At 64.2% G+C, this 22,757-nt stretch carries 19 protein-coding genes; 8 read left to right on the top strand and 11 right to left on the bottom strand.

Annotation, left to right across the window (positions count from 1 at the left end):
* Window positions 1-35: 35 nt before the first annotated feature.
* Entirely contained in the window at window positions 36-1,493 is a 1,458-nt protein-coding gene (locus QD208_RS07645; protein ID WP_043332412.1) for an NAD-dependent succinate-semialdehyde dehydrogenase, read from the top strand.
* 662 nt (window positions 1,494-2,155) lie between these two features.
* Here QD208_RS07645 and glsB read toward each other — a convergent pair.
* A complete protein-coding gene (glsB, locus tag QD208_RS07640; protein WP_054555045.1) occupies window positions 2,156-3,097 on the bottom strand; it encodes a glutaminase B in 942 nt (313 codons plus the stop codon).
* A gap of 350 nt (window positions 3,098-3,447) precedes the next feature.
* Here glsB and QD208_RS07635 point away from each other — a divergent pair, with 350 nt between their 5' ends.
* Together QD208_RS07635 and QD208_RS07630 are read left to right on the top strand one after the other, a co-directional pair.
* The gene (locus QD208_RS07635; RefSeq protein WP_279836425.1) at window positions 3,448-3,687 is read left to right on the top strand and encodes a DUF2061 domain-containing protein; all 240 of its coding nucleotides are present in this window, start codon (window positions 3,448-3,450) and stop codon (window positions 3,685-3,687) included.
* Window positions 3,688-3,964: 277 nt separating this feature from the next.
* Window positions 3,965-4,930 carry an amidohydrolase family protein gene (locus tag QD208_RS07630; protein ID WP_279836423.1) on the top strand — a complete coding sequence of 322 codons (966 nt, stop codon included), beginning with the start codon at window positions 3,965-3,967 and terminating at the stop codon, window positions 4,928-4,930.
* 109 nt (window positions 4,931-5,039) lie between these two features.
* Here the strand turns inward: QD208_RS07630 and purH are convergent, their stop codons facing one another.
* The 8 genes from purH to dsbD all read right to left on the bottom strand — a co-directional run bounded on the left by purH (window position 5,040) and on the right by dsbD (window position 13,976).
* Entirely contained in the window at window positions 5,040-6,617 is a 1,578-nt protein-coding gene (gene purH / locus QD208_RS07625; protein ID WP_107335370.1) for a bifunctional phosphoribosylaminoimidazolecarboxamide formyltransferase/IMP cyclohydrolase, read from the bottom strand.
* 62 nt (window positions 6,618-6,679) lie between these two features.
* The gene (fis, locus tag QD208_RS07620) at window positions 6,680-6,925 is read right to left on the bottom strand and encodes a DNA-binding transcriptional regulator Fis (RefSeq protein ID WP_279836472.1); all 246 of its coding nucleotides are present in this window, start codon (window positions 6,923-6,925) and stop codon (window positions 6,680-6,682) included.
* 47 nt (window positions 6,926-6,972) lie between these two features.
* Window positions 6,973-8,007, bottom strand: coding sequence for a tRNA dihydrouridine synthase DusB (gene dusB, locus QD208_RS07615; protein WP_279836422.1), 1,035 nt, complete (start codon window positions 8,005-8,007; stop codon window positions 6,973-6,975).
* A 166-nt stretch (window positions 8,008-8,173) separates the two neighbouring features.
* On the bottom strand, window positions 8,174-9,088 hold the full coding sequence (prmA, locus tag QD208_RS07610; RefSeq protein WP_043331989.1) for a 50S ribosomal protein L11 methyltransferase: 915 nt from the start codon (window positions 9,086-9,088) through the stop codon (window positions 8,174-8,176).
* Between the two features lie 124 nt (window positions 9,089-9,212).
* Window positions 9,213-10,553 (bottom strand): acetyl-CoA carboxylase biotin carboxylase subunit, encoded by a 1,341-nt coding sequence (gene accC / locus QD208_RS07605; RefSeq protein WP_043331987.1) that lies wholly within the window; start codon window positions 10,551-10,553, stop codon window positions 9,213-9,215.
* 19 nt (window positions 10,554-10,572) lie between these two features.
* Window positions 10,573-11,046, bottom strand: a complete 474-nt coding sequence (accB, locus tag QD208_RS07600) for an acetyl-CoA carboxylase biotin carboxyl carrier protein (protein WP_043331985.1) — start codon at window positions 11,044-11,046, stop codon at window positions 10,573-10,575.
* A 173-nt stretch (window positions 11,047-11,219) separates the two neighbouring features.
* Window positions 11,220-11,660 (bottom strand): type II 3-dehydroquinate dehydratase, encoded by a 441-nt coding sequence (aroQ, locus tag QD208_RS07595; RefSeq protein ID WP_043331983.1) that lies wholly within the window; start codon window positions 11,658-11,660, stop codon window positions 11,220-11,222.
* A 255-nt stretch (window positions 11,661-11,915) separates the two neighbouring features.
* Window positions 11,916-13,976: a protein-disulfide reductase DsbD gene (gene dsbD, locus QD208_RS07590; protein ID WP_279836419.1), complete on the bottom strand. Its 2,061-nt coding sequence runs from the start codon at window positions 13,974-13,976 to the stop codon at window positions 11,916-11,918.
* A 502-nt stretch (window positions 13,977-14,478) separates the two neighbouring features.
* Here dsbD and QD208_RS07585 point away from each other — a divergent pair.
* Window positions 14,479-15,582, top strand: coding sequence for a DUF2333 family protein (locus QD208_RS07585; protein ID WP_043331981.1), 1,104 nt, complete (start codon window positions 14,479-14,481; stop codon window positions 15,580-15,582).
* A gap of 134 nt (window positions 15,583-15,716) precedes the next feature.
* Here QD208_RS07585 and ppa read toward each other — a convergent pair whose 3' ends face one another.
* Entirely contained in the window at window positions 15,717-16,247 is a 531-nt protein-coding gene (gene ppa, locus QD208_RS07580; RefSeq protein ID WP_043331979.1) for an inorganic diphosphatase, read from the bottom strand.
* A gap of 265 nt (window positions 16,248-16,512) precedes the next feature.
* Between ppa and QD208_RS07575 the strand changes: the two genes are divergently transcribed.
* Entirely contained in the window at window positions 16,513-18,240 is a 1,728-nt protein-coding gene (locus QD208_RS07575) for a bifunctional protein-serine/threonine kinase/phosphatase (RefSeq protein ID WP_043331977.1), read from the top strand.
* 47 nt (window positions 18,241-18,287) lie between these two features.
* Complete coding sequence (locus QD208_RS07570) at window positions 18,288-18,938, top strand: NAD-dependent epimerase/dehydratase family protein (RefSeq protein WP_279836417.1); 651 nt, start codon at window positions 18,288-18,290, stop codon at window positions 18,936-18,938.
* 201 nt (window positions 18,939-19,139) lie between these two features.
* Here the strand turns inward: QD208_RS07570 and QD208_RS07565 are convergent, their stop codons facing one another.
* Complete coding sequence (locus tag QD208_RS07565) at window positions 19,140-20,402, bottom strand: 6-phosphofructokinase (RefSeq protein ID WP_043331973.1); 1,263 nt, start codon at window positions 20,400-20,402, stop codon at window positions 19,140-19,142.
* A gap of 194 nt (window positions 20,403-20,596) precedes the next feature.
* Between QD208_RS07565 and mpl the strand changes: the two genes are divergently transcribed.
* A complete protein-coding gene (mpl, locus tag QD208_RS07560) occupies window positions 20,597-22,039 on the top strand; it encodes a UDP-N-acetylmuramate:L-alanyl-gamma-D-glutamyl-meso-diaminopimelate ligase (protein ID WP_279836416.1) in 1,443 nt (480 codons plus the stop codon).
* The gene (locus QD208_RS07555) at window positions 22,036-22,689 is read left to right on the top strand and encodes a flavin prenyltransferase UbiX (RefSeq protein ID WP_213113370.1); all 654 of its coding nucleotides are present in this window, start codon (window positions 22,036-22,038) and stop codon (window positions 22,687-22,689) included. Before mpl ends, QD208_RS07555 begins: the two co-directional genes overlap by 4 nt.
* Window positions 22,690-22,757: the final 68 nt, after the last annotated feature.

Here is a 22,757-nt window from a genome sequence, read left to right as displayed (position 1 = left end):
CTGCCTTGACCCACAAGCACGCCTCGGGAGTCTTCATGGAACATCTCAACGATACCAGTCTGTTTCGTCCATTTGCCTATATCGACGGTGGCTGGGTAGCCGCGGATTCCGGCGAGCAGATCGAGGTCGACAATCCTGCCACCGGCGAGATCATCGGCCGCGTGCCTCGGCTGGGTTACGCCGAGACCGAACGTGCCATTGAGGCGGCGCAGCACTCCTTCGCGGACTGGAAGGAGACGCCGGCGCTGGAGCGCGCTGACATCCTGATGAAGTGGTACGCCTTGATGCTGGAGCACAAGGATGATCTGGCGCAGATCATGACGCTGGAGCAGGGCAAGCCCCTCGCCGAAGCCGCCGGTGAAATCCAGTACGCGGCCAGCTTCCTGCGCTGGTTCGCCGAAGAAGGTCAGCGCGTGTATGGCGACACCATCCCGGCCGCCAAGCGTGACCAGCGTATCCTGGTGCTCAAGCAGCCGGTCGGGGTAGTGGGGGCGATCACGCCGTGGAACTTCCCGGCCTCGATGATTACCCGCAAGGCGGGCGCCGCGCTGGCCGCGGGCTGCCCGATCGTGGTCAAGCCGGCCAGCCAGACGCCGTTCTCGGCGCTGGCGCTGGCGGTGCTGGCGGAGCGCGCTGGCGTGCCGCGCGGCGTCTTCAATGTCGTGCCGGGCTCGGCCAAGGACATCGCCAAGGCGATGACCGACTCCAGCATCGTGCGCAAGGTGACCTTCACCGGCTCCACGGAAGTCGGGCGTGGCCTGATGGCAAATGCCGCGCAGCACATCCAGAAGATCTCGCTGGAGCTTGGCGGCAATGCGCCCTTCCTGGTGTTCGAAGACGCCGATCTCGATGCGGCGGTGGAAGGCGCGATGGCGGCCAAGTTCCGCAATGCCGGCCAGACCTGCGTCTGCACCAATCGCTTCCTGGTACAGTCCAGCGTGGTCAATGCCTTCAGCGAGAAGCTGGCCGCCGCCATGAACGCCGAGCTGACCGTGGGCAATGGCCTGGAAGAGGGCGTCAAGGTCGGCCCGTTGATCGATGGCGACGCCGTCGAGAAGGTCACCGAGCACGTGCAGGATGCCCTCGACAAGGGTGCCGAACTGCTGTTGGGCGGCCATCCGCATCCGCTGGGGGGCAGCTTCTTCACCCCGACCCTGATCTCGCAGGTGACGCCGGAGATGAAGGTCGCCCGTGAGGAAACCTTCGGTCCGTTGGCGGCGATCTTCCCCTTCGAGAGCGAGGAAGAGGCGATCGAGATGGCCAACGACACCGAATTCGGTCTGGCCAGCTATTTCTACAGCAGCGACCTCAAGCGTGTCTGGCGCGTCTCGGAAGGTCTGGACTACGGCATGGTCGGTATCAATACCGGGCTGATCTCCAACGCCGCGGCGCCCTTCGGTGGCACCAAGGCATCGGGGCTGGGCCGTGAAGGCTCCAAGTATGGCCTCGAGGAATACATGGAAACCAAGTATCTGTGTCTCTCACTTGGCTGATCCATCGTCATCGGGTCCGCAATGTCGATCTTTGCTTGAGCCTTGCATCGCTGATTGATGGTCAACGCTCAATGCAATGATCGGACACGCCATCAGCTGGCAAAAAGCCCGCCCGGGAAACCGGGCGGGCTTTTTCATGCCATGCATTTATCCCACCGGTCTGCGCCGAGTGTGCCTGCCACTTGGCCAAGGAATTTTCGCTGCTGATGAGAGCGATCTTTTTGCTTCTGATGAGAGAACGGCATGCGCGAGAGGCGGGTAATCTCGTGACAAGAGGGGCATGAGTCATTGGTCGTAGAGATGGAGTGTCTCGCGCTGCGCGTGTCAGACCAAAGCGGTATATCGTGGTCTTTTGGCGCAGATCAGGGCCAAAGACAGGCGTGCTTTGTCGGCATTCTCTTACTTGTGCATATGCTTATTTACGCTACAGTCAAAGAGCGGGACCTGTGGTGATAGTCTTCAAGGATTGAAGACAGGGCGAGTGGCGTGGCGGACGCGACTCGTCCTTTTTTATTGCCGGATCTCTGATCTCTGATTTCTGATTTCTGATTTCTGATCTCTGATCTCGGGTTCGGATCTTGGCTCTCGTGCCGCAATCCTCATGCCGCAACGCTGACTTCTCAACCCTCCCATTTCAGTCCTCACTTCTCGGCTCGCATATCTCACCCCAGTGGCGAAAGCCCCATGCCCGCCACCAGGCCTTCCAGTGCATGCCGCCCGGCAATCGAGTTGCCGTAGCCGTCCAGGCGTGGTGACCAGACGCAGATGCTCATCTGTCCCGGCAGGATGGCGATGATGCCACCGCCGACGCCACTCTTGCCCGGAAGCCCCACTCGCCAGGCGAAGTCGCCTGCCGCGTCGTAAAGCCCGCAGGTCAGCAACAGCGCATTGAGCTGGCGTGTCTCCAGCGGCGAGACCACTTCCTTGCCATCCAGCGGATTGACGCCGCGATTGGCGAGGAAGGCGAAGCTGCGCGCCAGTTCCACGCAGTTCATCGACACCGAGCAGCTGTGGAAGTAGGTGTCCAGCAGGTCATCCACATCGGAATGCACATTGCCGTAGGCCTGCATTAGGTAGGCCAGCGAGGCATTGCGTGCCTTGTGGTCCATTTCCGAGCGCGCGACCTTTTCATCGAAGCCGATATCGTCGCTGCCGGACAGACGCCTGAGCTGCTCACGCAGGGTGTTCTGGATCGAGACGATGCGCGATACCAGCAGGTCGGTGATCAGCAGGGCACCGGCATTGATGAAGGGGTTGCGCGGAATGCCGTTCTCGACCTCCAGCTGCATGATCGAGTTGAAGGCCTGGCCGGAAGGCTCACGGCCGACGCGCGACCAGATCTCGTCGCTCTCCAGGCGCTGCATCGCCAGTACCAGCGCATGCACCTTGGAGATCGACTGGATCGAGAAGCGGGTATGCGCGCTGCCGGCGTACTGGACACGGCCATCCACATGGCAGACGGCGATGCCGAACTGGTCAGGGTCGACCTGCGCCAGTGCCGGGATATAGTCCGCGACCTTGCCCTCGTTGAAGCAACGGCTGGCGTCATCGGACAGGCGTTCGAGCAGTGTCTGGAGAGCATCGGGGTCGAGTGGCGGCGTCATGGCAACCTTGAAGCAGCGGTAGAGGGAAATGGGCGCGAAGCTGGCCGGGCCACCGTGACAACGGCGCCATCGGGCATCAGGCCGAGAGTGGCGCGAGGGGCCGGCAGGGCATTCTAGCGGATATGACCGCAGCTGGCGCGCTCGATGCCGCTGGCAGGGCGTGCCATCAGGCCGGCTCAATCGCGTGATAGTTGACGCTTATCAGCCAGGTAGTGCAAAGTGATTTCTACATGCAGTTGAGAATCGTTATTATTGGTTAATCAAGGCAGCACGCAGTTGCCTGACCCCATGACATGCGACGCGCTGAGGCTCAGCGTCTCGCTGAGTAGACCGCCCGGAGGGCAGCCAACATGATCAAGACATTGACCTTTGCCAGCATGCACTTCTCCATCGCCTTCGGCGTCACCTACCTGCTGACCGGCGATATCGTGGTCGGCGGCCTGGTCGCCATCGTCGAGCCGGCGGTCAACACCGTCGCCTTCTTCTTCCACGAGAAGGTCTGGAACCGTGTCACCGCGCGCCGCCAGCAGGCTGCTAAGAGCGAGGCGAACTCGCGAAACGCCATGAGCGGGGCGGCGCTGGCGGGCTGAGGCTGCTTGCGCGTGGCAGGGATGCGCCGCAGAATCGAGCGACCTTTTCTCGGAGCTCCCCATGCTGAAGCTTGCCCCTCGCATCGTCCGTGCCTCTCTTCCTGTCAGGGCCTCTTGTCCTGCCCAGCTCTCTCATCCTGCCCAGCTCTCTCATCCTGCCCAGCTCTCTCATCCTGCCCAGCTCTCTCATCCTGCCCGCGCCCGCCAACGTCCTCTCGTCCAGGGGGCGTTGGCATTGCTGCTGGGGCTTGCCGGCAGCCTGGCTGGCCTCGGATCCGTGTCAGCCGACGAAACGCGTGATTATCACTACAGCGACGCCCATCTGCACTTCGTGGACTTCTTCCAGCAGGGTGATGGTCTGGGGGCCTTGCTGGATGCCATGGACGAGGCGCAGGTCGATCACGCCCTGGTCACGGGCATCGGAGTCGCCAAGAAATGGCAGCAGGACGCACCCAAGAAGCCACGTTACTACATGGGCGATGATGCGCCGGTCTACTGGTATTCCGGTACCGATTACATCCTGGCCGAGGCGCTGACTCGCGCCCCCGAGCCGGTACAGGCGCGTTTCTCGCCGTTCATCACCGGCTTCAACCCCACCGACCTGAACGCTGCCGACGAGATTCGTCAGCTGATGGCGATCTATCCCGGCTTCTGGAAGGGCATCGGGGAGGTCTTCACGCGCCATGATGACCTGACGCGCCTGACCGAAGGCGAGACGCCGCGCGCCAATCACCCGGCCTTGATGAAGGTCTATGCGCTGGCGGCGGAGAAGGGGCTGCCGGTGATGGTGCATTCCAACATCACCAGCAAGCGGGAAGGGCATGAGGGCCTGTATCTCGAGGAATTCGAGAGTGCGGTGCGCGACAATCCGGACACGACCTTCATCTGGGCACACGCCGGGACCAGTGCCGAGCTCAATCGGCGTCTGGGGCGCATGACCTGGCTGCACGGCGAGATCGAGCGCATGCTGGAAACCTACCCCAACCTGAATATCGACCTGTCCTGGTCGGTGCTGGAACCCTACCTGCTGGATGATGAAGGGCAGCCGCGCTCGCGTTGGGTGGCGCTGGTCGAGCGCTTCCCGCAGCGCTTCGTGCTCGGCAGTGATGTGGTCGGGCGCTTCGGCTCGGTGGGCGATATCCTCGCCAGCTATACGCCCTTCCTCGATGCGCTGTCGCCACCGGCAGCGCGCAATGTCGCGCGCGACAACTTCCTGCGCTGGGTCGACCTGCCGGTTGAATGACCGCGTTTCTTGTCAGATGCGCATGAAAAAGCCCCCGCCAGCATGTCACTGGCGGGGGCTTTCTGCGTAGGCGCCAGCTTAGGCGCCCGTGCAGGTCAGCGATCTCTGATCAGTGACGGAAGTGACGCATGCCGGTGAAGACCATGGCGATGCCGGCTTCGTTGGCCGCATCGATGACTTCCTGATCGCGCATGGAGCCACCCGGCTGGATGACGGCAGTGATGCCGGCCGCCGCAGCGGCATCGATGCCGTCGCGGAACGGGAAGAAGGCATCGGAGGCCATCACGGAGCCCGGCACTTCCAGACCTTCATCGGCGGCCTTGATGCCGGCGATCTTGGCGGAATAGACGCGGCTCATCTGGCCGGCGCCCACACCGATGGTCTGGCCATCCTTGATGTAGACGATGGCGTTGGACTTGACGAACTTGGCCACTTTCCAGGCGAAGGTCAGGTCGTTGAGTTCCTGCTCGCTCGGTGCACGCTCGGTGACGACCTTGAGCTCATCACGGCCGACCATGCCCTGGTCGCGGTCCTGGACCAGCAGGCCGCCGGTGACACGCTTGAAGTCGTGACCGCCGGTACGCTCGGCCGCCCAGGCATCCGCGACGTCGAGCAGGCGTACATTGGCCTTGGTGGCGACGATGGCCGCCGCCTCTTCACTGATGCCCGGGGCGATGATCACCTCGACGAACTGGCGCGAGACGATCGCCTGCGCGGTCTCGGCGTCCAGCGGCACATTGAAGGCGATGATGCCGCCGAAGGCGCTGGTCGGGTCGGTCTGGAAGGCACGCTCGTAGGCGGCCAGGGCAGACTCGCCGATGGCGACGCCACATGGGTTGGCGTGCTTGACGATGACACAGGCGGTCTCGTCGAAGGCCTTGACGCACTCGAAGGCGGCATCGGTGTCGGCGACGTTGTTGTAGGACAACGCCTTGCCCTGCACCTGCACGGCCGTGGCGACGCTGGCCTCGGTGGCTCCGTCCTCGACGTAGAAGGCCGCCTTCTGGTGCGGGTTCTCGCCGTAACGCATGTCCTGCTTCTTGCTCAGGCTGACGTTGTACTGACGCGGCAGGCCTTCGCTGCCGCCTTCGACACGCTGGCCCAGCCAGTTGGCGATGGCGCCATCATAGGCAGCGGTGTGCTCGAAGGCGGCCACGGCCAGGTCGAAGCGCGCGCCATCGCTGACGGCGTTGTCGTTGGCATCCATCTCGGCGATCACGCGGTCATAGTCCGAGGCGTTGACGACGATGGTGGTGTGGGCGTGGTTCTTGGCGCAGGAACGCACCATGGTCGGGCCGCCGATATCGATGTTCTCGATGGCGTCTTCCAGCGAGCAATCCGGGTTGGCCACGGTAGCGGCGAACGGGTATAGATTGACGATGACCATGTCGATGGGGTCGATGCCGTGCTCGGCCATCACCGCATCATCCTGACCGCGACGGCCGAGAATGCCACCGTGGATCTTCGGGTGCAGGGTCTTGACCCGGCCATCCATCATTTCCGGGAAACCGGTGTGCTCGGACACTTCCGTGACGGCAAGGCCGTTGTCCTTGAGCAGGCGGAAGGTACCGCCAGTGGACAGCAGGGCGACGCCGCGGGCGTCCAGGGCACGAGCGAATTCGACGATTCCGGTCTTGTCGGAAACACTCAGGAGGGCGCGACGGATGGCTTGGGGCTTGGCTTGCATGATGCTCCACTCGTGGATCAACAAAAAGACGCCGGGGCACCTGTAAAGGTGCCCCGGCGGGGTCAGATCAGATCAAACTGCTTGAGCTTCTTGCGCAGTGTGCCTCGGTTGAGGCCCAGCATCTCGGCGGCGCGGGTCTGGTTGCCCTGCGCGTGGGCCATCACCGCCTCCAGCAGCGGCGCCTCGACCTCGGCCATCACCATGGCATGCAGGTCGGTGACCTGCTCGCCATCCAGGTGGGCGAAGTAGCGCGCCATGGAGTGCTCGACGGCCTCGCGCAGGGTCTGATGGTGCCGCACGGGCGTCATCAGGGTGGCCTGGCTTGCGTCGTCGGGTGAAAGAGGGTGCCTGCTGGTCATGCTGCGTGACTTCCTTGCGTCTCGGTGCGGGCGATGCCTTCCGGCTCGCCGAACAGGCGGGTCAGGAACTGGCGCTGTTGTTCCGGCTCCTCAAGGGGATTGAAGAGGCGCTTGAGCTCACTGCCATCCTCCCGCGTCGCCAGATACCAGCCCACATGCTTGCGCGCGATGCGCGTTCCCATGTAGTCACCGTAGAATTCATACAGGGCCTCGAGGTGGGTGCGCATCACGAGGGCGCGCTCCGCATCGCTCGGGCCACAGGCTACCTGGCCGGTGGCCAGGTAGTGATTGATCTCGCGGAAGATCCAGGGGTTGCCCTGGGCCGCACGGCCGATCATCACGGCGTCGGCGCCCGTATAGTCAAGCACATGTCGCGCCTTCTCGCCGCTGTCGATATCGCCATTGGCGAAGACCGGAATCGACACCGCGGCCTTCACGGCGGCGATGGTGTCGTATTCGGCCTCACCGGTATATTTCTGCTGGCGAGTGCGACCATGCACGGACAGCGCCTGGATGCCGGCGTTTTCGGCCATGCGCGCGATGGCGATGGCGTTGCGCGTCTCTTCGCACCAGCCGGTGCGCATCTTGAGCGTGACCGGCACGTCCACGGCGCGCACCACAGCATCGAGAATCTCGCCGACGAGCTTCTCGTCGCGCATCAGGGCAGAGCCGGCGGCCTTGTTGCAGACCTTCTTGGCCGGGCAGCCCATGTTGATGTCGATGATCTCGGCGCCCATCTCGGCGTTGAGCGCCGCGGCCTCGGCCAGCATGGCGGCGTCACCGCCGGCGATCTGCACGGCACGCGGGCCGGGTTCGCCGGCATGGTTCATGCGCGTGCGGGACTTGACGGTATTCCACAGCCGCTTGTCACTGGTCACCATCTCCGATACCACCAGCCCGGCGCCCAGCTCACGACATTGCTGTCGGAACGGGCGATCGGTGACACCGGCCATCGGGGCCAGAATCACGCGATTGGGAAGCTGATGTACGCCGATGCGGGGCAGGTCGGCGGGAAGCGGGGTATCGGTCATGGGTCTCGTGTCATGCGAGTGGTGTCAGGCGCGCGAGCCGCTGTAGTGTCAGGGGTTCGCGGGGGCGTCATGATACCTAGAGCGCCGCAGGGTTTGAAGGGCTATTTCATCCACAATGCATCGCGGATGCGTTCTCCCTGCGCGGCTGCGGCGCTCATGGCGTGGCTCAGCCCATCAGTGGACGCTGACCATTGAGGCGTACCCAGCCATCGCGCTCGGTGGGCTCTTCCATGATCAGGCCGGCCTCACGATAGGCGTCGAGCACCTCCCCCGCCTGGGGCGCGAGAATGCCGGAGAGCGCCAACAGGCCACCCGGGGCGACGCTGCCCGCGATCTGCGGAGCCAGTTCGACCAGCGGGCCGGCCAGGATGTTGGCGACCACGATCTGATAGCCCGCGTCCGGCAGGCGGTCCGGGTAGCACAGGGTCAGCTGGTCGCTGACGTCATTGCGCTGGGCGTTCTCACGCGAGGCCTGCAGCGCCTGCGGGTCGATATCGGTGCCCAGCGCATCCACCGCGCCGAGCTTGAGCGCGGCGATGGCGAGAATGCCGGAGCCGCAACCGAAGTCGAGCACGCTGTGCTGGGCGAGCTTGCCATCGACGGCCAGCCCATCGAGCCATTCCAGGCACAGGGCGGTGGTCGGGTGGGTGCCGGTGCCGAAGGCCAGGCCCGGGTCGAGCATCAGGTTGACGGCGTCCTGCTCCGGCGCATCGTGCCAGCTGGGCACGATCCACAGGCGCTGGCCCATCTTGAGCGGCTCGAAACCGTCCATCCATTCACGGGCCCAGTCACGGTCCTCGAGGATCTCGACCTCGATCTCCGGGCAGGGCTCATCGGGAATCAGCGCCGCCCAGCCGGCCTTGACCCGCTCGCGCATGGCCTCGATGCCTTCGGTGCCATCCCACAGGCCAGTGAGGACAGTCTCGCTCCACAGCGGCGTGCTGCCGAGGTCCGGTTCGAACAGCGGTTGGTCTTCTGCATCCTGCAGCGTGATGGCGCAGGCGCCTTCTTCCATCAGCAGATGCTCGAGAATCTCGGCGTGGTCGGGGGCGATACGCGCCTTGAGTTGCAGCCAGGACATGGTGACTCCTGTCGATGGGCGATAAGAAAGGGGAGGAGGGCACAGACGACAGAAGGGCAGCCGAGGCCACCCTTCTGTCGTGCGTCTATCGGCAACACGCGTCACCGATCTCAAGCGGGGCGCCTTACAGGCCCAGCTTCTTCTCCAGATAATGGATGTTGACGCCACCTTCCTGGAAGCCGGCATCACGCACCAGATCCTTCTGCAGGTCAGTGTTGGTCTTGATACCTTCCACCAGCAGCTCGTCGAGGGCATTGCGCATGCGCGTCAGTGCGATCTCGCGGCTCTCGCCCCAGGTGATCAGCTTGCCGATCAGGGAGTCGTAGTGCGGCGGAACGGTGTAGCCGGAGTACAGGTGCGAGTCCATGCGCACGCCCAGACCGCCCGGCGCGTGATAGAGCTCGACCTTGCCCGGAGACGGCATGAAGGTGCGCGAATCCTCGGCATTGATGCGGCACTCGAAGGCGTGACCGCGCAGCTCGATATCTTCCTGCTTCACGGACAGCGGCAGGCCGGAGGCGATGCGCAGCTGTTCCTTGACGATATCGATGCCAGTGACCATTTCTGTCACCGGGTGCTCGACCTGAACACGAGTGTTCATCTCGATGAAGTAGAAGCCGCCGTTCTCGTACAGGAACTCGAAGGTGCCGGCGCCACGGTAGCCGATCTCGATGCAGGCATCGGTGCACGACTTGAGTACCTTGGCACGCGCTTCTTCGTCCAGCTGCGGCGCCGGTGCTTCTTCCAGCACCTTCTGGTGACGACGCTGCAGGGAGCAGTCGCGGTCATACAGATGGATGGCGTTGCCCTGGCCATCGGCCAGTACCTGGACTTCGACGTGACGCGGGTTCTGGAGGAATTTCTCCATGTACACCGTGCCGTCGCCGAAGGCCGCGGCCGCTTCACCCTGGGTGATGCTCACCGAGGACAGCAGGCTGGCCTTGGAGTGCACCACGCGCATGCCGCGACCACCACCGCCAGCGGCGGCCTTGATGATCACCGGATAGCCGATGCGCTCGGCGATGGCGTACATCTCGTCTTCGTCTTCCGGCACCGGGCCGTCGGAACCCGGCACGGTCGGAACGCCGGCCAGCTTCATCGCCTCGATGGCCGCGACCTTGTCACCCATCATGCGGATGGTGTCAGCGCGCGGACCGATGAAGGCGAAGCCGGAACGTTCGACCTGTTCGGCGAAGTTGGCATTTTCCGACAGGAAGCCGTAGCCCGGGTGGATGGCGTCGGCGTCCGTCACCTCGGCGGCTGCGATCAGCGCCGGGATGTGGAGATAGGATTTGGCAGAGGAGGCCGGGCCGATGCACACAGCTTCATCCGCCAGGCGGACGTGCATCAGGTCGCGGTCGGCCTTGGAGTGCACCGCTACCGTCTTGATGCCCAGTTCCTTGCAGGCGCGAAGGATGCGAAGGGCGATCTCGCCGCGGTTGGCAATCAGTACCTTGTCGAGCATGGTGACGTGTCCGTTGGGATCAGGAAATGACGATCATGGGCTGGTCGAATTCAACCGGCTCGCCGTCTTCGATCAGAATGGCTTCGACGACGCCATCCTTGTCGGCTTCGATCTGGTTCATCATCTTCATGGCTTCGACGATGCAGACGGTATCACCTTTCTTGACGCTCTGGCCGACTTCGATGAAGGCCTTGGAACCCGGCGCCGGAGAACGGTAGAAGGAGCCGACCATCGGGGAATTGATGGTGTGACCCTGCGGCGCAGCCGGTGCTGCCGGAGCGGCCGGTGCTTCAGCGGCGCCAGCGGCAGCCGGAGCGGCCTGCTGCATCGGCTGCTGCTGCATCATCATCGGGGCCTGCATCATCGGCTGCTGGGCGAAGCCCTGCGGATGGCGGCTGATGCGAACGGACTCTTCGCCTTCCTGGATCTCGATTTCGCTGATGTTGGACTCTTCGAGCAGCTCGATCAGCTTCTTGACCTTGCGGATATCCATGAAATTAATCCCGATGTAAATGTGGCTGGAAATGGGGGTGTGCAGCCGTGATAGCGGCGGCTGCGGGCGACAGCCCCGACGGCTGTCCCGACCATGGCGATGGCCGGTGAATCCTGGTATCAGGCAGTGATGAGGCCTGATGGCGGCGCGTGAACACCGCTCTGGACGTGCCCTTACTGCGCGAGATCGTCCAGGGCGGCGTCAAGCGCCATGTCATAGCTTCGAGCGCCAAAGCCCATGATCACGCCGCGTGCCACATCGGAAAGATACGAATGGTGGCGGAACGGCTCGCGGGCATGGGTGTTGGAAAGGTGCAGCTCGATGAACGGGAGTGCGACGCCGAGTAGCGCATCGCGCAGCGCAACGCTGGTATGGGTAAAGGCCGCCGGATTGATCAGGATGATGGCGGTGCCATCTTCACGGGCAAGGTGAATACGCTCGATCAGCACATGCTCGGCGTTGGACTGCAGCCAGTCCAGCTGATGGCCGGCCGCGCTGGCGCGCTGGACCAGACGCTGGTGGATATCCTCCAGCGTGGTGGTGCCATACACCTCGGGTTCACGGGTCCCCAGAAGATTGAGATTGGGGCCGTTGAGTACCAGGATGCGCGCCATGAAAGTCCCTTGTGTCAGCCGTGCTCGAGCACCAGGCTCATTGAGCTGTTAACCCATGAAGAAAATGCAAAGATACCGTCACTATCCACGACGTTTACCTATTGAGCGTAGGCTGTTGCCGTAGTGACGCGGATTCTGCCGAAATTCTCGAACGCTGTCCAGTTTGGCACTGAACCGAGGATTTTGCCGCATTCTTCGTCCTCGCGTGCGTCTCGGCAGCAACTGCCCTGCGCCGGGCCTGTGCAGACACGCCGCTCAGTTCGCGCGCTGCGAGGTGCCGCGCAGCTGATCCAGCACCGCTGTCAGGTGCTGGCCGAGCTGACTGGCGTTGACCTCCCCCTGAATGCGCGCCGCCTTGAGCTCGCGTTCATCGGCGAAGAACAGCAGGCTGGGGGGGCCAAACAGGCCGAATTGCTTGAGCAGCGCCTGGGTCGCGGCCCCGGTACTGGTGACGTCGGCGCGAATCAGGTGGAACTGGCGCAACTGGCTGGCGACTTTGGGGAAGACCTCGCGCTCCATCACCTTGCAGGAGATGCACCAGTCGGCGTAGTAGTCGACGAACACCGGCTGGCCGCGGCTGGCGGCCAGTGCCAGTTCTCGCTCGAGCTCGCTCATGTCGCTGACGGTGGTGAAGTCCAGTGACGTCTCGGTAGCCTGCCCGGATGATGTGCCGCCAGAGAAGGGGGCCAGCGGGCGCAGCGGGTCGCTTGCGCCGCCTGCCACGCCCAGCAGGCTGATCATGCCCCAGCCCAGCGCGACCAGTCCCAGTGCCTGACGGGCACGCGCCCAGCCTCGGGTCTGTGTGCTGAGCGCCCCCAGCGCCACGCCGGTGCCGATGGCCAGAATGGCCCAGCCCAGCACTGCCAGTGAGGCCGGCAGCAAGCGCTCTACCAGCCACAGCGCCACCCCCAGCAGCAGGATGCCGAAGGCCTGCTTGATGCCCTCCATCCAGCCGCCGGCCCTGGGCAGCAGGCTGGCGCCGAAGGTGCCGACCAGAATCAACGGCACGCCCATGCCCAGCCCCAGCGCGAAGAGTGCCAGTCCGCCGGTCATGGCATCGCCACTGGCGGAGAGATAGACCAGCGCACCGGCCAGAGGTGCCGAGACGCAGGGCGATACCACGAGTACCGATAACGCGCCCGCCAGCGCCAGTCCGCCGGGGCCGGCGTTCATCAGGCGCCCTTGCAGCGCGTCGAGCCGTGAGTGCATGCCGCTGGGCAGTCGTAGATTGAAGGCGCCGAACATGGCCAGCGCGAACAGCACGAACAACGCAGCGAAGGGGATCAACACGGCCGGCGCCTGCAGATGCGCCTGCAGGTTGAGCCCCGCGCCGAACAGGCCCATCAAGGTGCCGGCCGCGGCGTAGGTCAGGGCCATGCCCAGGGCGTAGCTCGTGGACAGCAGCAAGGCGCGCGGGCGGCTGGGGCGCTGGCCGACGATGATCGAACTCAGGATCGGAATCATCGGCAGCACGCAGGGCGTGAAGGTCAGCCCGAGGCCGGCGAGGAAGAACAGCCCCAGAGCCGTCAGCAGGCTGGCATCCGCGAACAGTGCGCTGAAGCCGGAATCGGTGCCGCTGATCGGGGCTGTTGTGGTGCGACTGTCCGTCGACGCCGTCGTACCGCTCGCCTGGCCGGCGGTCGGCATCAGCTGCGCGAAGGGGGCAGGGGCACTCTGCTCACCGGCCTGCAGAGTGACGGTCTCCGGCGGATAGCAGAGCCCGGCATCGGCGCAGCCCTGGAAGGTGATGGAGAGCGGGATCGGGCCGCTGGCCGGTGTGTCTTCATGCACTGCCTTGCCAGTGGAGGCGCTCATAAGCGGGATGCGAATGACCAGCGCATCATGGAAGACATGCACCTCGCCCATATAGGGATCGTTCTTCAGCTCTCCCGGCGGCAGGTCGGCGTCGCCCAGAGCGACCTGGTCGCTGGTGGTCGCGAAGCTGAACTGATGACGATAGAGGTAATAGCCTTCGGCGCTGGTGAAGCCGACATACAGGGTGTCGCCCTCGCGCCAGCTGCGCGGCTTGAAGGCTTCACTGACCGGCAGGAAATCGCCCTGATTGCCGCCGCCGAACAGGCTGGACGCCGCACTGCTGGAGCCGCTGTCAACGCCTGAGCTCGAACTTGAGCCTGAACCTGAGTCTGAGCTGAACAGACCGGCATTGGCGGGCAGCGCCGTCATCGCCTGTGCGACCACCAGCGCGATTGCCAGCAGGGTTGCCAGCAACTCAGAGCCCAGCAGGCGCGAGAACGCGGAGGGGCGTGCGCGGCCCGTTGGCAGCGCCATGCGGACTTTCAAGAACGAACGAAGCACGAAAGCATCCTTATACAGTGCCGAAAGAACATCCTGCAGGCCTCAAGGCACCGCAGTCTCGCGCCGCCTTCATCCTGCTCGGGGGCAAGCGCTGGATCGAGAGCAGGCCCATCATCGCCGCGCACGACTTGCACGCGGATGAATGTGCCACCATGTAGCAGACATCCCGTTCGTGTGAGGGCGTGTGAGGACGTATCGGGCTCGAGTGGTGAAGCCGCCTGCGCGGGTGGCAGTCTGGCCCTCGGCTCGTACCGCGACTCACTCCGCAACTCGGTCCACGACCAGGCCCGTGGCCCGGCCCGCAATCCGGAGCGCATCGCACCTTGCCACAGAACCGGCACTTCACCGAGTGCGACTGGCACGTGCAGGGGCGCATGATAGGATAGGACGTACGTCATGAGTACCGGCGCTGGATGCATCGGCGCGGCTCACATCCGTTCAGGCAGGTCTGACTCGTCTCTCACACGGCTTTTTCTACAAGGCTTCATACAAGGAAGAACGCATGGCCCTATTCGGTAAAGGCAGCAAGCGCGGCGCCAATCGCGATGTGCTGGAAACGCCTCAGTATGGCTGGATCTGGAAACCACTGATCGGGCTGTTCGTCATTTACCTGCTGGTCTGCGTTGGCCTTGGTATCTACTGGAGCAGTGAACCGGACGAGTTCAACATCGATCAGGCCACGCGCACCGAACTGGCTCGCGTGCACGGGCTGGCCGCACCGGTGGCCAAGGTCGAGGGCGAAGAGCCGGCACCGGCTTTCGAGACCCTGCCGACAGGCACCGCGACCGTCGCCACCCTGATGAAACTCAATGACACCCTGCTGCACAAGCCGGGCGGCTATCTCAAGAATGATGTGGCGCCGCCAGGGCTGATGCTCGACAACATGCCCAACTGGGAATATGGCGTGCTGGTACAGGTGCGTGACATGACGCGTGAGCTGCGCAAGGAATTCAGCCGCTCGCAGTCCCAGTCCAGCGATGACAAGGCACTGGGCAAGGCCGAATCCCTGCTGTTCATCGATGCCAATGCCTGGATGCTGCCGGAAGCCGAGCACGAATATGCCGACGCCAACCGTGAGCTGGGCGACTACCTCAAGCGTCTGAGCGATGACACCCAGAACAACGGCCAGTTCTACGCGCGTGCCGACAACCTGGTGGCCTGGCTGTCGGATGTCGAGAATCGCCTCGGTTCCCTGTCCCAGCGTCTGTCGGCGAGTGTCGGCAAGTCGCAGCTCAACCTGAGCCTGGCCGGCGACAAGAGCGCCACCTCGGCCAAGAGCACCCAGACGGAAGAAGAGATCAAGACGCCGTGGCTCGAGATCGACGATGTCTTCTATCAGGCACGCGGCACCTCCTGGGCGCTGATCCATCTGCTCAAGGCAGTGCGTCATGACTTCCAGGGCGTGCTGGAAGACAAGAACGCGCTGACCTCCATCGACCAGATCATCCGTGAGCTGGAAGCGACCCAGACCGATATCGGCAGCCCGATCATCCTCAATGGCTCCGGCTTCGGCTTCTTCGCCAACCATTCGCTGGTGATGGCCAACTACGTCGCGCGTGCCAACTCCGCGATCAGTGACCTGCGCAGCCTGCTCGAGAAGGGCTGATCCCGTGACGCCCGATGCCGGCTGAGGGCTGTCCTCATCGGTGTCGGGCGTGAGCCGGAAACGAAAAAGCCCCCGTCAATGACGGGGGCTTTTTTGCATCGTGATGCCTGAATCGCGCATCACTTCAGAAGGACTCAGTCCTTCTGGTAGGCAGCGGCTGCCTTCTCGATCGCGGCACGGGCGGCATCAGCACCGTCCCAGGAATCGATCTTGACCCACTTGCCTTTCTCGAGATCCTTGTAGTTCTCGAAGAAGTGCGCGATCTGCTGACGCAGCAGTTCCGGCAGATCAGTGACTTCCTGGACGTCGTCGTACAGGGAGGTCAGCTTCTGGTGCGGGACGCAGACCAGCTTGGCGTCTTCACCGGCTTCGTCGCTCATGTTGAGCACGCCGACCGGACGCGCACGGATGACGCTGCCCGGTGCGACCGGATACGGGGTCACGACCAGCGCGTCGAGGGCATCGCCATCGTCGGCCAGGGTGTTCGGGATGTAGCCGTAGTTGGCCGGGTAGAACATCGGGGTGGCCATGAAACGATCCACCATGAGCGCATCGATGTCCTTGTCGATCTCGTACTTGATCGGCGCGTGATTGGCCGGAATCTCGATCGCTACGTAGACGTCGTTCGGCAATTCCTTGCCAGCGGGGATCTTGTCGAAACTCATTGTCGAGTCCTTGGGTTTGCGGGTTGAAGGCCTGCGGGTCAAAATTCCGCTGAATTATACGAACTGGCAGACCGTTTTGCCATTATGCCACGCTCGATCGCCTTGCGTTGCACCAACGAGTGGTGGCACTGCAGGCTGACTCGGGTAACACTTGGGGCCGTCCAGCGCGGCGCAACGGCGATTGCGCGTTCAGCGTCGGGCTGGCGCAGCGTCACCACCGCATGCATGAAACGTAACGGCAGGATCGAGACGCAAGGAGACCGCCTTGGCGGATGCAGAGCTTTCACTCAGTTACGGTCAGGCCTTCGTGGCTCCCGACCGCAAGCGTCATCGCAGCTCGATGTCGCTGGAGATACCGCTGGAGCGCGGCCCGCTGGCGGCCAAGGGCGGCTGTGCGCTGATCGCCGACACCACCAGCAAGAACGCGATTGCCAAGCAGGCCGGTGACCTTGCCGTGCGTGGCTTTCTGGCCGATTACTTCGCCACGCCCGACAACTGGAGCGTCAAGTATTCCGCGACCCGCGTGCTGCGGGCGCTGAACAGCTGGTGTTACAGCCAGAGCCGCTTCGTGCGGGGCGGCAGTTACGTGACCTCGATTTCCGCCGTCGTCTTCCGGGGCCAGTCGGCGCATCTGTTCCATGCCGGTGACACGGTGGTCTTCCGGCTGCGTGGCGGCGAGTTCGAGCAGATCTCGCGCGACCATGTCACCGATCTCGGCGGCTATCGTTATCCGTCGCGGGCGCTGGGCATGGATGTCAGCCTCGACATCGACTACATCGAGCTGCCGCTCAAGCAGGGCGATATCTTCCTGTTCACGACCCAGGCGGTGCGCGGCACCCTGCTGCCTTCCGATTTCGTGTCACTGATTCGCGATGACGTCTCGGATCTCGATGCCGCCAGTGAGCGCCTGGCGCATGCCGCGGCGGACCGCGCCGATGAGCGCGGCTACACGGCCGACCAGTTCTGCTTCCAGCTGGTGCGCATCGATCGCCTGGCGACTGCCTCTGACGATACGCCGGGGCGCGTCTATGGCGACCTGCCGGTGCCGCGTGAGCTGGAGCCGGGCGACCGCATCGATGGCCTGGAAGTGATGGAAGTCATGTCGCGCAGCGCGCGGGTGCGCGTCTACAAGGTGCGTGACCTCAAGAGCCGGCGCGTGATGGTGATGAAGGCGCCCAGCCCGGAGCTGTCGCTCAAGAATGCCTATCTCGAGCACTTCCTGCTCCAGCAGTGGGTGGTGGACCGCGTCAGCTCGCCCTTCGTGGTCAAGGTGGTGGAGCCGTCACGCCCGCGTGATCACCTCTACTACCTGCTCGAGCATCTGGAGGCGCAGACACTGACCGAATGGGCACGCATGCACCCGCAGGCCAATCTCGAGCAGCGTCTCGATATCGCGCGTCAGCTTGGCAAGGCCGTGCATGCCCTCAATCGTCGTGAGGTGCTGCACCAGCTGATTCACCCCGACAACGTGATGATCGACCGTCATGGCAAGGTGGTGCTGGTCGATTTCGGTGCCTGCCATCTGCGTGAGGGGGATGGCCATGAGAGCGCCGGTCCGCTGGCGCGTCAGGTGGGCCTGACTGAGCACAGCGCGCCGGAATATGCCCTTGGCGCCGATGTCAGTCGACGCAGCGATCAATACGGCCTGGCCTCGGTGATCTACTGGCTGCTGACCGGCATGCAGCCCTATGCCCAGTCGATGGAGCAGCTGCGCACCCATACCGACCTCGAACTACTGGAATATCAGCCAGCCCGCATGCGCAATCCCCAAGTGCCACAGATCCTGGACGACGCCCTCAGGCGCGCCCTGGACCCGCAGCGCACCCTGCGCTATCGCCGCCTGTCTGAGCTGCTCTACGCGCTGCGTCTGCCGCAGCAGGACCCCGGCAAGGCGCTGACGCCCTCGGAGGCGATACGTGAACCGGCCAATTTCTGGCAGGGCGTCGCCGGCATCCTGCTGTTGCTGCTGGTGCTGTCCTGGCTGCTGAAGTGAGTGCAGAGACTGATGGCGCTCAAGGCCATGGTGGAGGGAAGAGGTGTATGGGACAGACCGCGATCGTGATCGGGGCGACCGGCGTGGTCGGGCGCGAGGTGGTGGCTGAGCTCATCACCTGCGAGGCCATCGCCCGAGTCATCACGCTGACGCGCCGGCCGGTGCCTGGCGACTCTGACAAGGTCGAGAACCATGTGGTCGACTTCGCGCGCCTGGAAGACTGGACCCACTGTTTCCAGGCGGACCTGCTGTTCTCGTGCCTGGGCACCACGCTCAAGCAGGCGGGGTCGCTCGAGGCCCAGCGGCGTGTCGACATCGATCATCAACTGAGCGCCGCCCGGCTGGCGGCCGCCCAGGGAGTGACGCACTACCTGCTGGTCTCCTCCAGCGGTGCCAATCACGCGAGCCGCAATGGCTATCTCAGGATGAAGGGCGAGCTGGAAGTGGCCATCAAGGCGCTGCCCTTTGCGCGTATCAGTATCTTCCAGCCGTCATTGCTGGTGGGGGAGCGCAGCGAGTTCCGCCTGGGCGAGACGCTGGGTCGCTATCTGTTGCCGGCGCTCACCCGCTTGCCGGGCTTGCAGCGCTATCGACCGATCCGTGGCGCTCAGGTGGCGGCGCGTATGGTCGAGGTCAGCCAGCGTCAGCAGCAGGCGCATGCGGTGTACCGGCTGGAGGAGGTGTTTCCCCCTGCATGACAACTGACAGCCATCAAAAAGCCCCGCACAGTTGCCTGTGCGGGGCTTTTTTACACTCGCTTCACTGTCAACGACCGGCTCTGTCAGCGACCGGCTCTGACAACGACCGGGACAGTCAGCGACCGGTACTGTCAACGACCGGCTCTGTCAGCAGCTGGCTGTGTCAGCGACGGACCAGTCAGTCGCATCAACGCCAGGCGATCAGATCGTGAACGGTGTCAGCTTCTTCTCGACCTTGGCCAGCGTGAGCCTGGCGACCGCCGGCAGACCATTGACGAACGGCGGGAAGTCCTCACCCTGGATCAGCGGCGACAGATATTCGCGGCAGGCGTCGGTGATGTAGAAGCCATCTTCGGTGATGAACTCCAGCGGCATGAACTTCTCGTGGTTGGCGATCTGCTCCAGCGGCGCCTCGATGATGTCCCAGGCGTAGTCAGCGCCATCGCCGAGGCGACGGATCGCCGGCATCACGGCATTCTTGCCGGCCAGGGCCATCTCGACGGCGGCACGGCCAGTGGCGTAGGCCTGCTCGACGTCGGTCCTGGAGGCGATGTGACGCGCTGCGCGCTGCAGGTAATCGGCCACCGCCCAGTGGTACTTGTAGCCCAGGTCCTGCTTGACCATGCCGGCCAGTGTCGGCGCGACGCCGCCCAGCTGCCGGTGGCCGAAGGCATCGGTGTTGCCGGCATCGGCCAGGAAGGTGCCATCTTCGTAACGCGCACCTTCGGAGACCACTACCACGCAGTAGCCGTGTTCCTTGACGCAGGCATCGACGCGCGCCATGAATTCCTTGCGGTGGAAGGCGACTTCCGGGAAGACGACGATATGCGGCGGCTGGGTGGCATCTTCACCGGCCAGAGCACCGGCAGCGGCGATCCAGCCCGCGTGGCGACCCATGACTTCCAGGATGAACACCTTGGTGGAGGTGGCGCACATGGAGGCGATGTCGAGACCGGCTTCACGGGTGGAGGTGGCGATGTACTTGGCCACGCTGCCGAAGCCCGGCGAGTTGTCGGTGATCGGCAGGTCGTTGTCCACGGTCTTCGGCACGTGGATGGCCTGGATCGGATAGCCCATGGTCTCGGCCAGCTGAGAGACCTTCAGGCAGGTATCGGCGCTGTCGCCGCCACCGTTGTAGAAGAAGTAACGGATGTCGTGGGCCTTGAACACCTCGATCAGACGCTCGTACTGGGTACGGTGGTCCTCGATGCTCTTGAGCTTGTAGCGGCAGGAGCCGAAGGCACCGCCCGGCGTGTGGCGCAGCGCGGCGATGTTCTCGTCGCTTTCCTGGCTGACGTCGATCAGGTCTTCGGTCAGGGCACCGATGATGCCGTTGTGACCGGCATACAGCTTGCCGATCTGGTCGCCGTTTTCACGAGCGGCTTCGATGACGCCACAGGCACTGGCGTTGATGACGGCGGTAACGCCACCGGACTGGGCGTAGAAGGCATTGTGCTGGGGCATGGGCTTCTCGTCTCTGCTTCCTTGTCATGGTCTTGAACGGGCTGGCGCTTACCCGCCGCATCATATCCGAAAGACATGACCCCTGCACGACGCCCGAATGCCACTGGGGGTGTCGTCCATCCCTGACAGGCCGCGCGCTACTCGCCGCCTGGCGGGCATGCTAGGCTGCTCGGGCTTCCGGATTGGAGAAACAGATGCACCTTCACGTCATCGGTATTTGCGGTACCTTTATGGGCTCTCTGGCGCTTCTGGCGCGCGCACGCGGTCATCGCGTCACGGGGAGCGATGCCAACGTCTATCCGCCCATGAGCACACAGCTGGCCGAGGCCGGTATCACCCTGATGGAAGGCTATGCGGCCGACAATCTCGTCCCCGCGCCTGATCTCACGGTGGTCGGCAATGCCGTCTCGCGCGGCAACCCCGAAGTCGAGGCGCTGCTCGAGCGTGGGCTGGCCTATACCTCCGGCCCGCAATGGCTGTGTGACGAGGTGCTGACCGGCCGTCCGGTGATCGCCATCGCCGGCACCCACGGCAAGACCACCACCGCGACCATGACCGCCTGGATTCTCGAATGTGCGGGTCTCGCGCCGGGCTATCTGATCGGTGGCGTGCCGCCGCAGCTGGGCGATTCCGCGCGTATCGGCGACCCCCGGGCGCCCTTCGTGGTCGAGGCCGATGAATACGATACGGCCTTCTTCGACAAGCGTTCCAAGTTCGTGCATTACCGGCCGCGCATCGCCGTGCTCAATAACCTCGAGTTCGATCACGCCGACATCTTCCCGGATCTCGCCGCCATCGAGCGTCAGTTCCACCACCTGGTGCGTACCGTGCCGGCTGGCGGCAAGCTGGTGGTCGCGGCGGACGCCGTCGCCGGTGCCGAGGCGCTGGAGCGCGTGCTGGATCAAGGCTGCTGGACGCCGGTGACGCGCTTCGGCGATGAGAGTGGCATCGAGAATGCCGGTGGCGACTGGCGCTATCGTCTGATCAGTGCCGACGGCAGCCACTTCGCGCTGGCACCGCCGTTTGGTGACTCAGGCGAGGCGGATCGCTTCGTCGAGTGCCAGTGGGCGATGCGCGGGCGCCACAACGTGGCCAATGCCTGCGCCGCCGTGGCCGCGGCCGTCGAATGCGGCGTGAGTCTTGCGGTGGCACTGGAGGCGCTTGCACGCTTCGCGCCGCCCCGACGTCGCCAGGAGCTGCGCGGTGAGGTAGCGGGCGTCAAGGTCATCGATGACTTCGCGCACCACCCGACCGCCATCGCCACCACGCTCGAGGGCCTGGCGCCGGGCGTGGCGGCCGAAGGTCAGGGCGGCCGCCTGTGGGCGGTGATCGAACCGCGCTCCAATACCATGAAGCTCGGCACCATGAAGGCGCGTCTGCCGGCTTCAGTGACCGCGGCCGACCGCGTCAGCTGGTTCGCGGGCCCCAGCCTCGGCTGGTCATTGGAGGAGACGGTCAGCGAGTGCCGCGCGCTCGGCGTGGAGGCGGAGGTCGAGCAGGACCTCGACACCCTGATCGCGAAGATCGCCAATCAATCCCGCGCCGGCGACTGGGTGGTGGTGATGTCCAATGGCGGCTTCGGCGGTATCCACGAGCGCCTTCTGGCGGCGCTGGCAGCACGTGAAGGTGAAGCATGAAGACGCAAGCGACAGCCCCAGAGGGCGAGTTCAAGTCGGCGGTCACCGTCGCGCTGACCGGGGCCTCCGGTGCCCAGTACGGCCTGCGCCTGATCGAGTGTCTGGTCGCGGCCGGTCATGAAGTGATGGTGATGGTCTCCAAGGCGGCGCACATGGTGATCGCCACCGAGACCGACGAGGAGCTGCCGGCGCGCCCGGCGCGTCTCACCGAGGTGCTCACGCAGCGCTACGCCGCCAGACCCGGCCAGATTCGCTGCTTCGGGCGCGAGGACTGGATGGCCCCGGTGGCTTCCGGCTCCGGCGCGCCGAGCGCCATGGTGGTGTGCCCGTGTTCCACCGGCTCACTGTCCGCGATCGCGACCGGGGCCAGCAACAACCTGATCGAGCGCGCCGCCGATGTGGCTCTCAAGGAGCGCCGCACGCTGATTCTGGTGCCGCGCGAGACGCCGTTCTCGGCCATCCATCTCGAACACATGCTGAGTCTGACGCGCATGGGCGCCGTCATCCTGCCCGCCGCGCCCGGCTTCTATCATCGCCCGCAGACCCTCGATGACATGATCGATTTCATCGTCGCGCGCATTCTCAACCAGCTGGGGGTCTCGCATGCGCTGATGCCGCGCTGGGGCGAGGGGCATGTCAGCGGCGATTGAAGGGCGGTCAGTCGATCCGTTCGGGTGAGAGCTTGTCAGAGGCATCCCTCTGGCACTGCATCAGACTG

This window comes from Cobetia sp. 29-18-1 (assembly GCF_029846405.1).
GTDB lineage: Bacteria > Pseudomonadota > Gammaproteobacteria > Pseudomonadales > Halomonadaceae > Cobetia > Cobetia amphilecti.
Note: the sequence above shows the minus strand (reverse complement) of the source record. Positions and strands in the feature narration are given on the sequence as shown.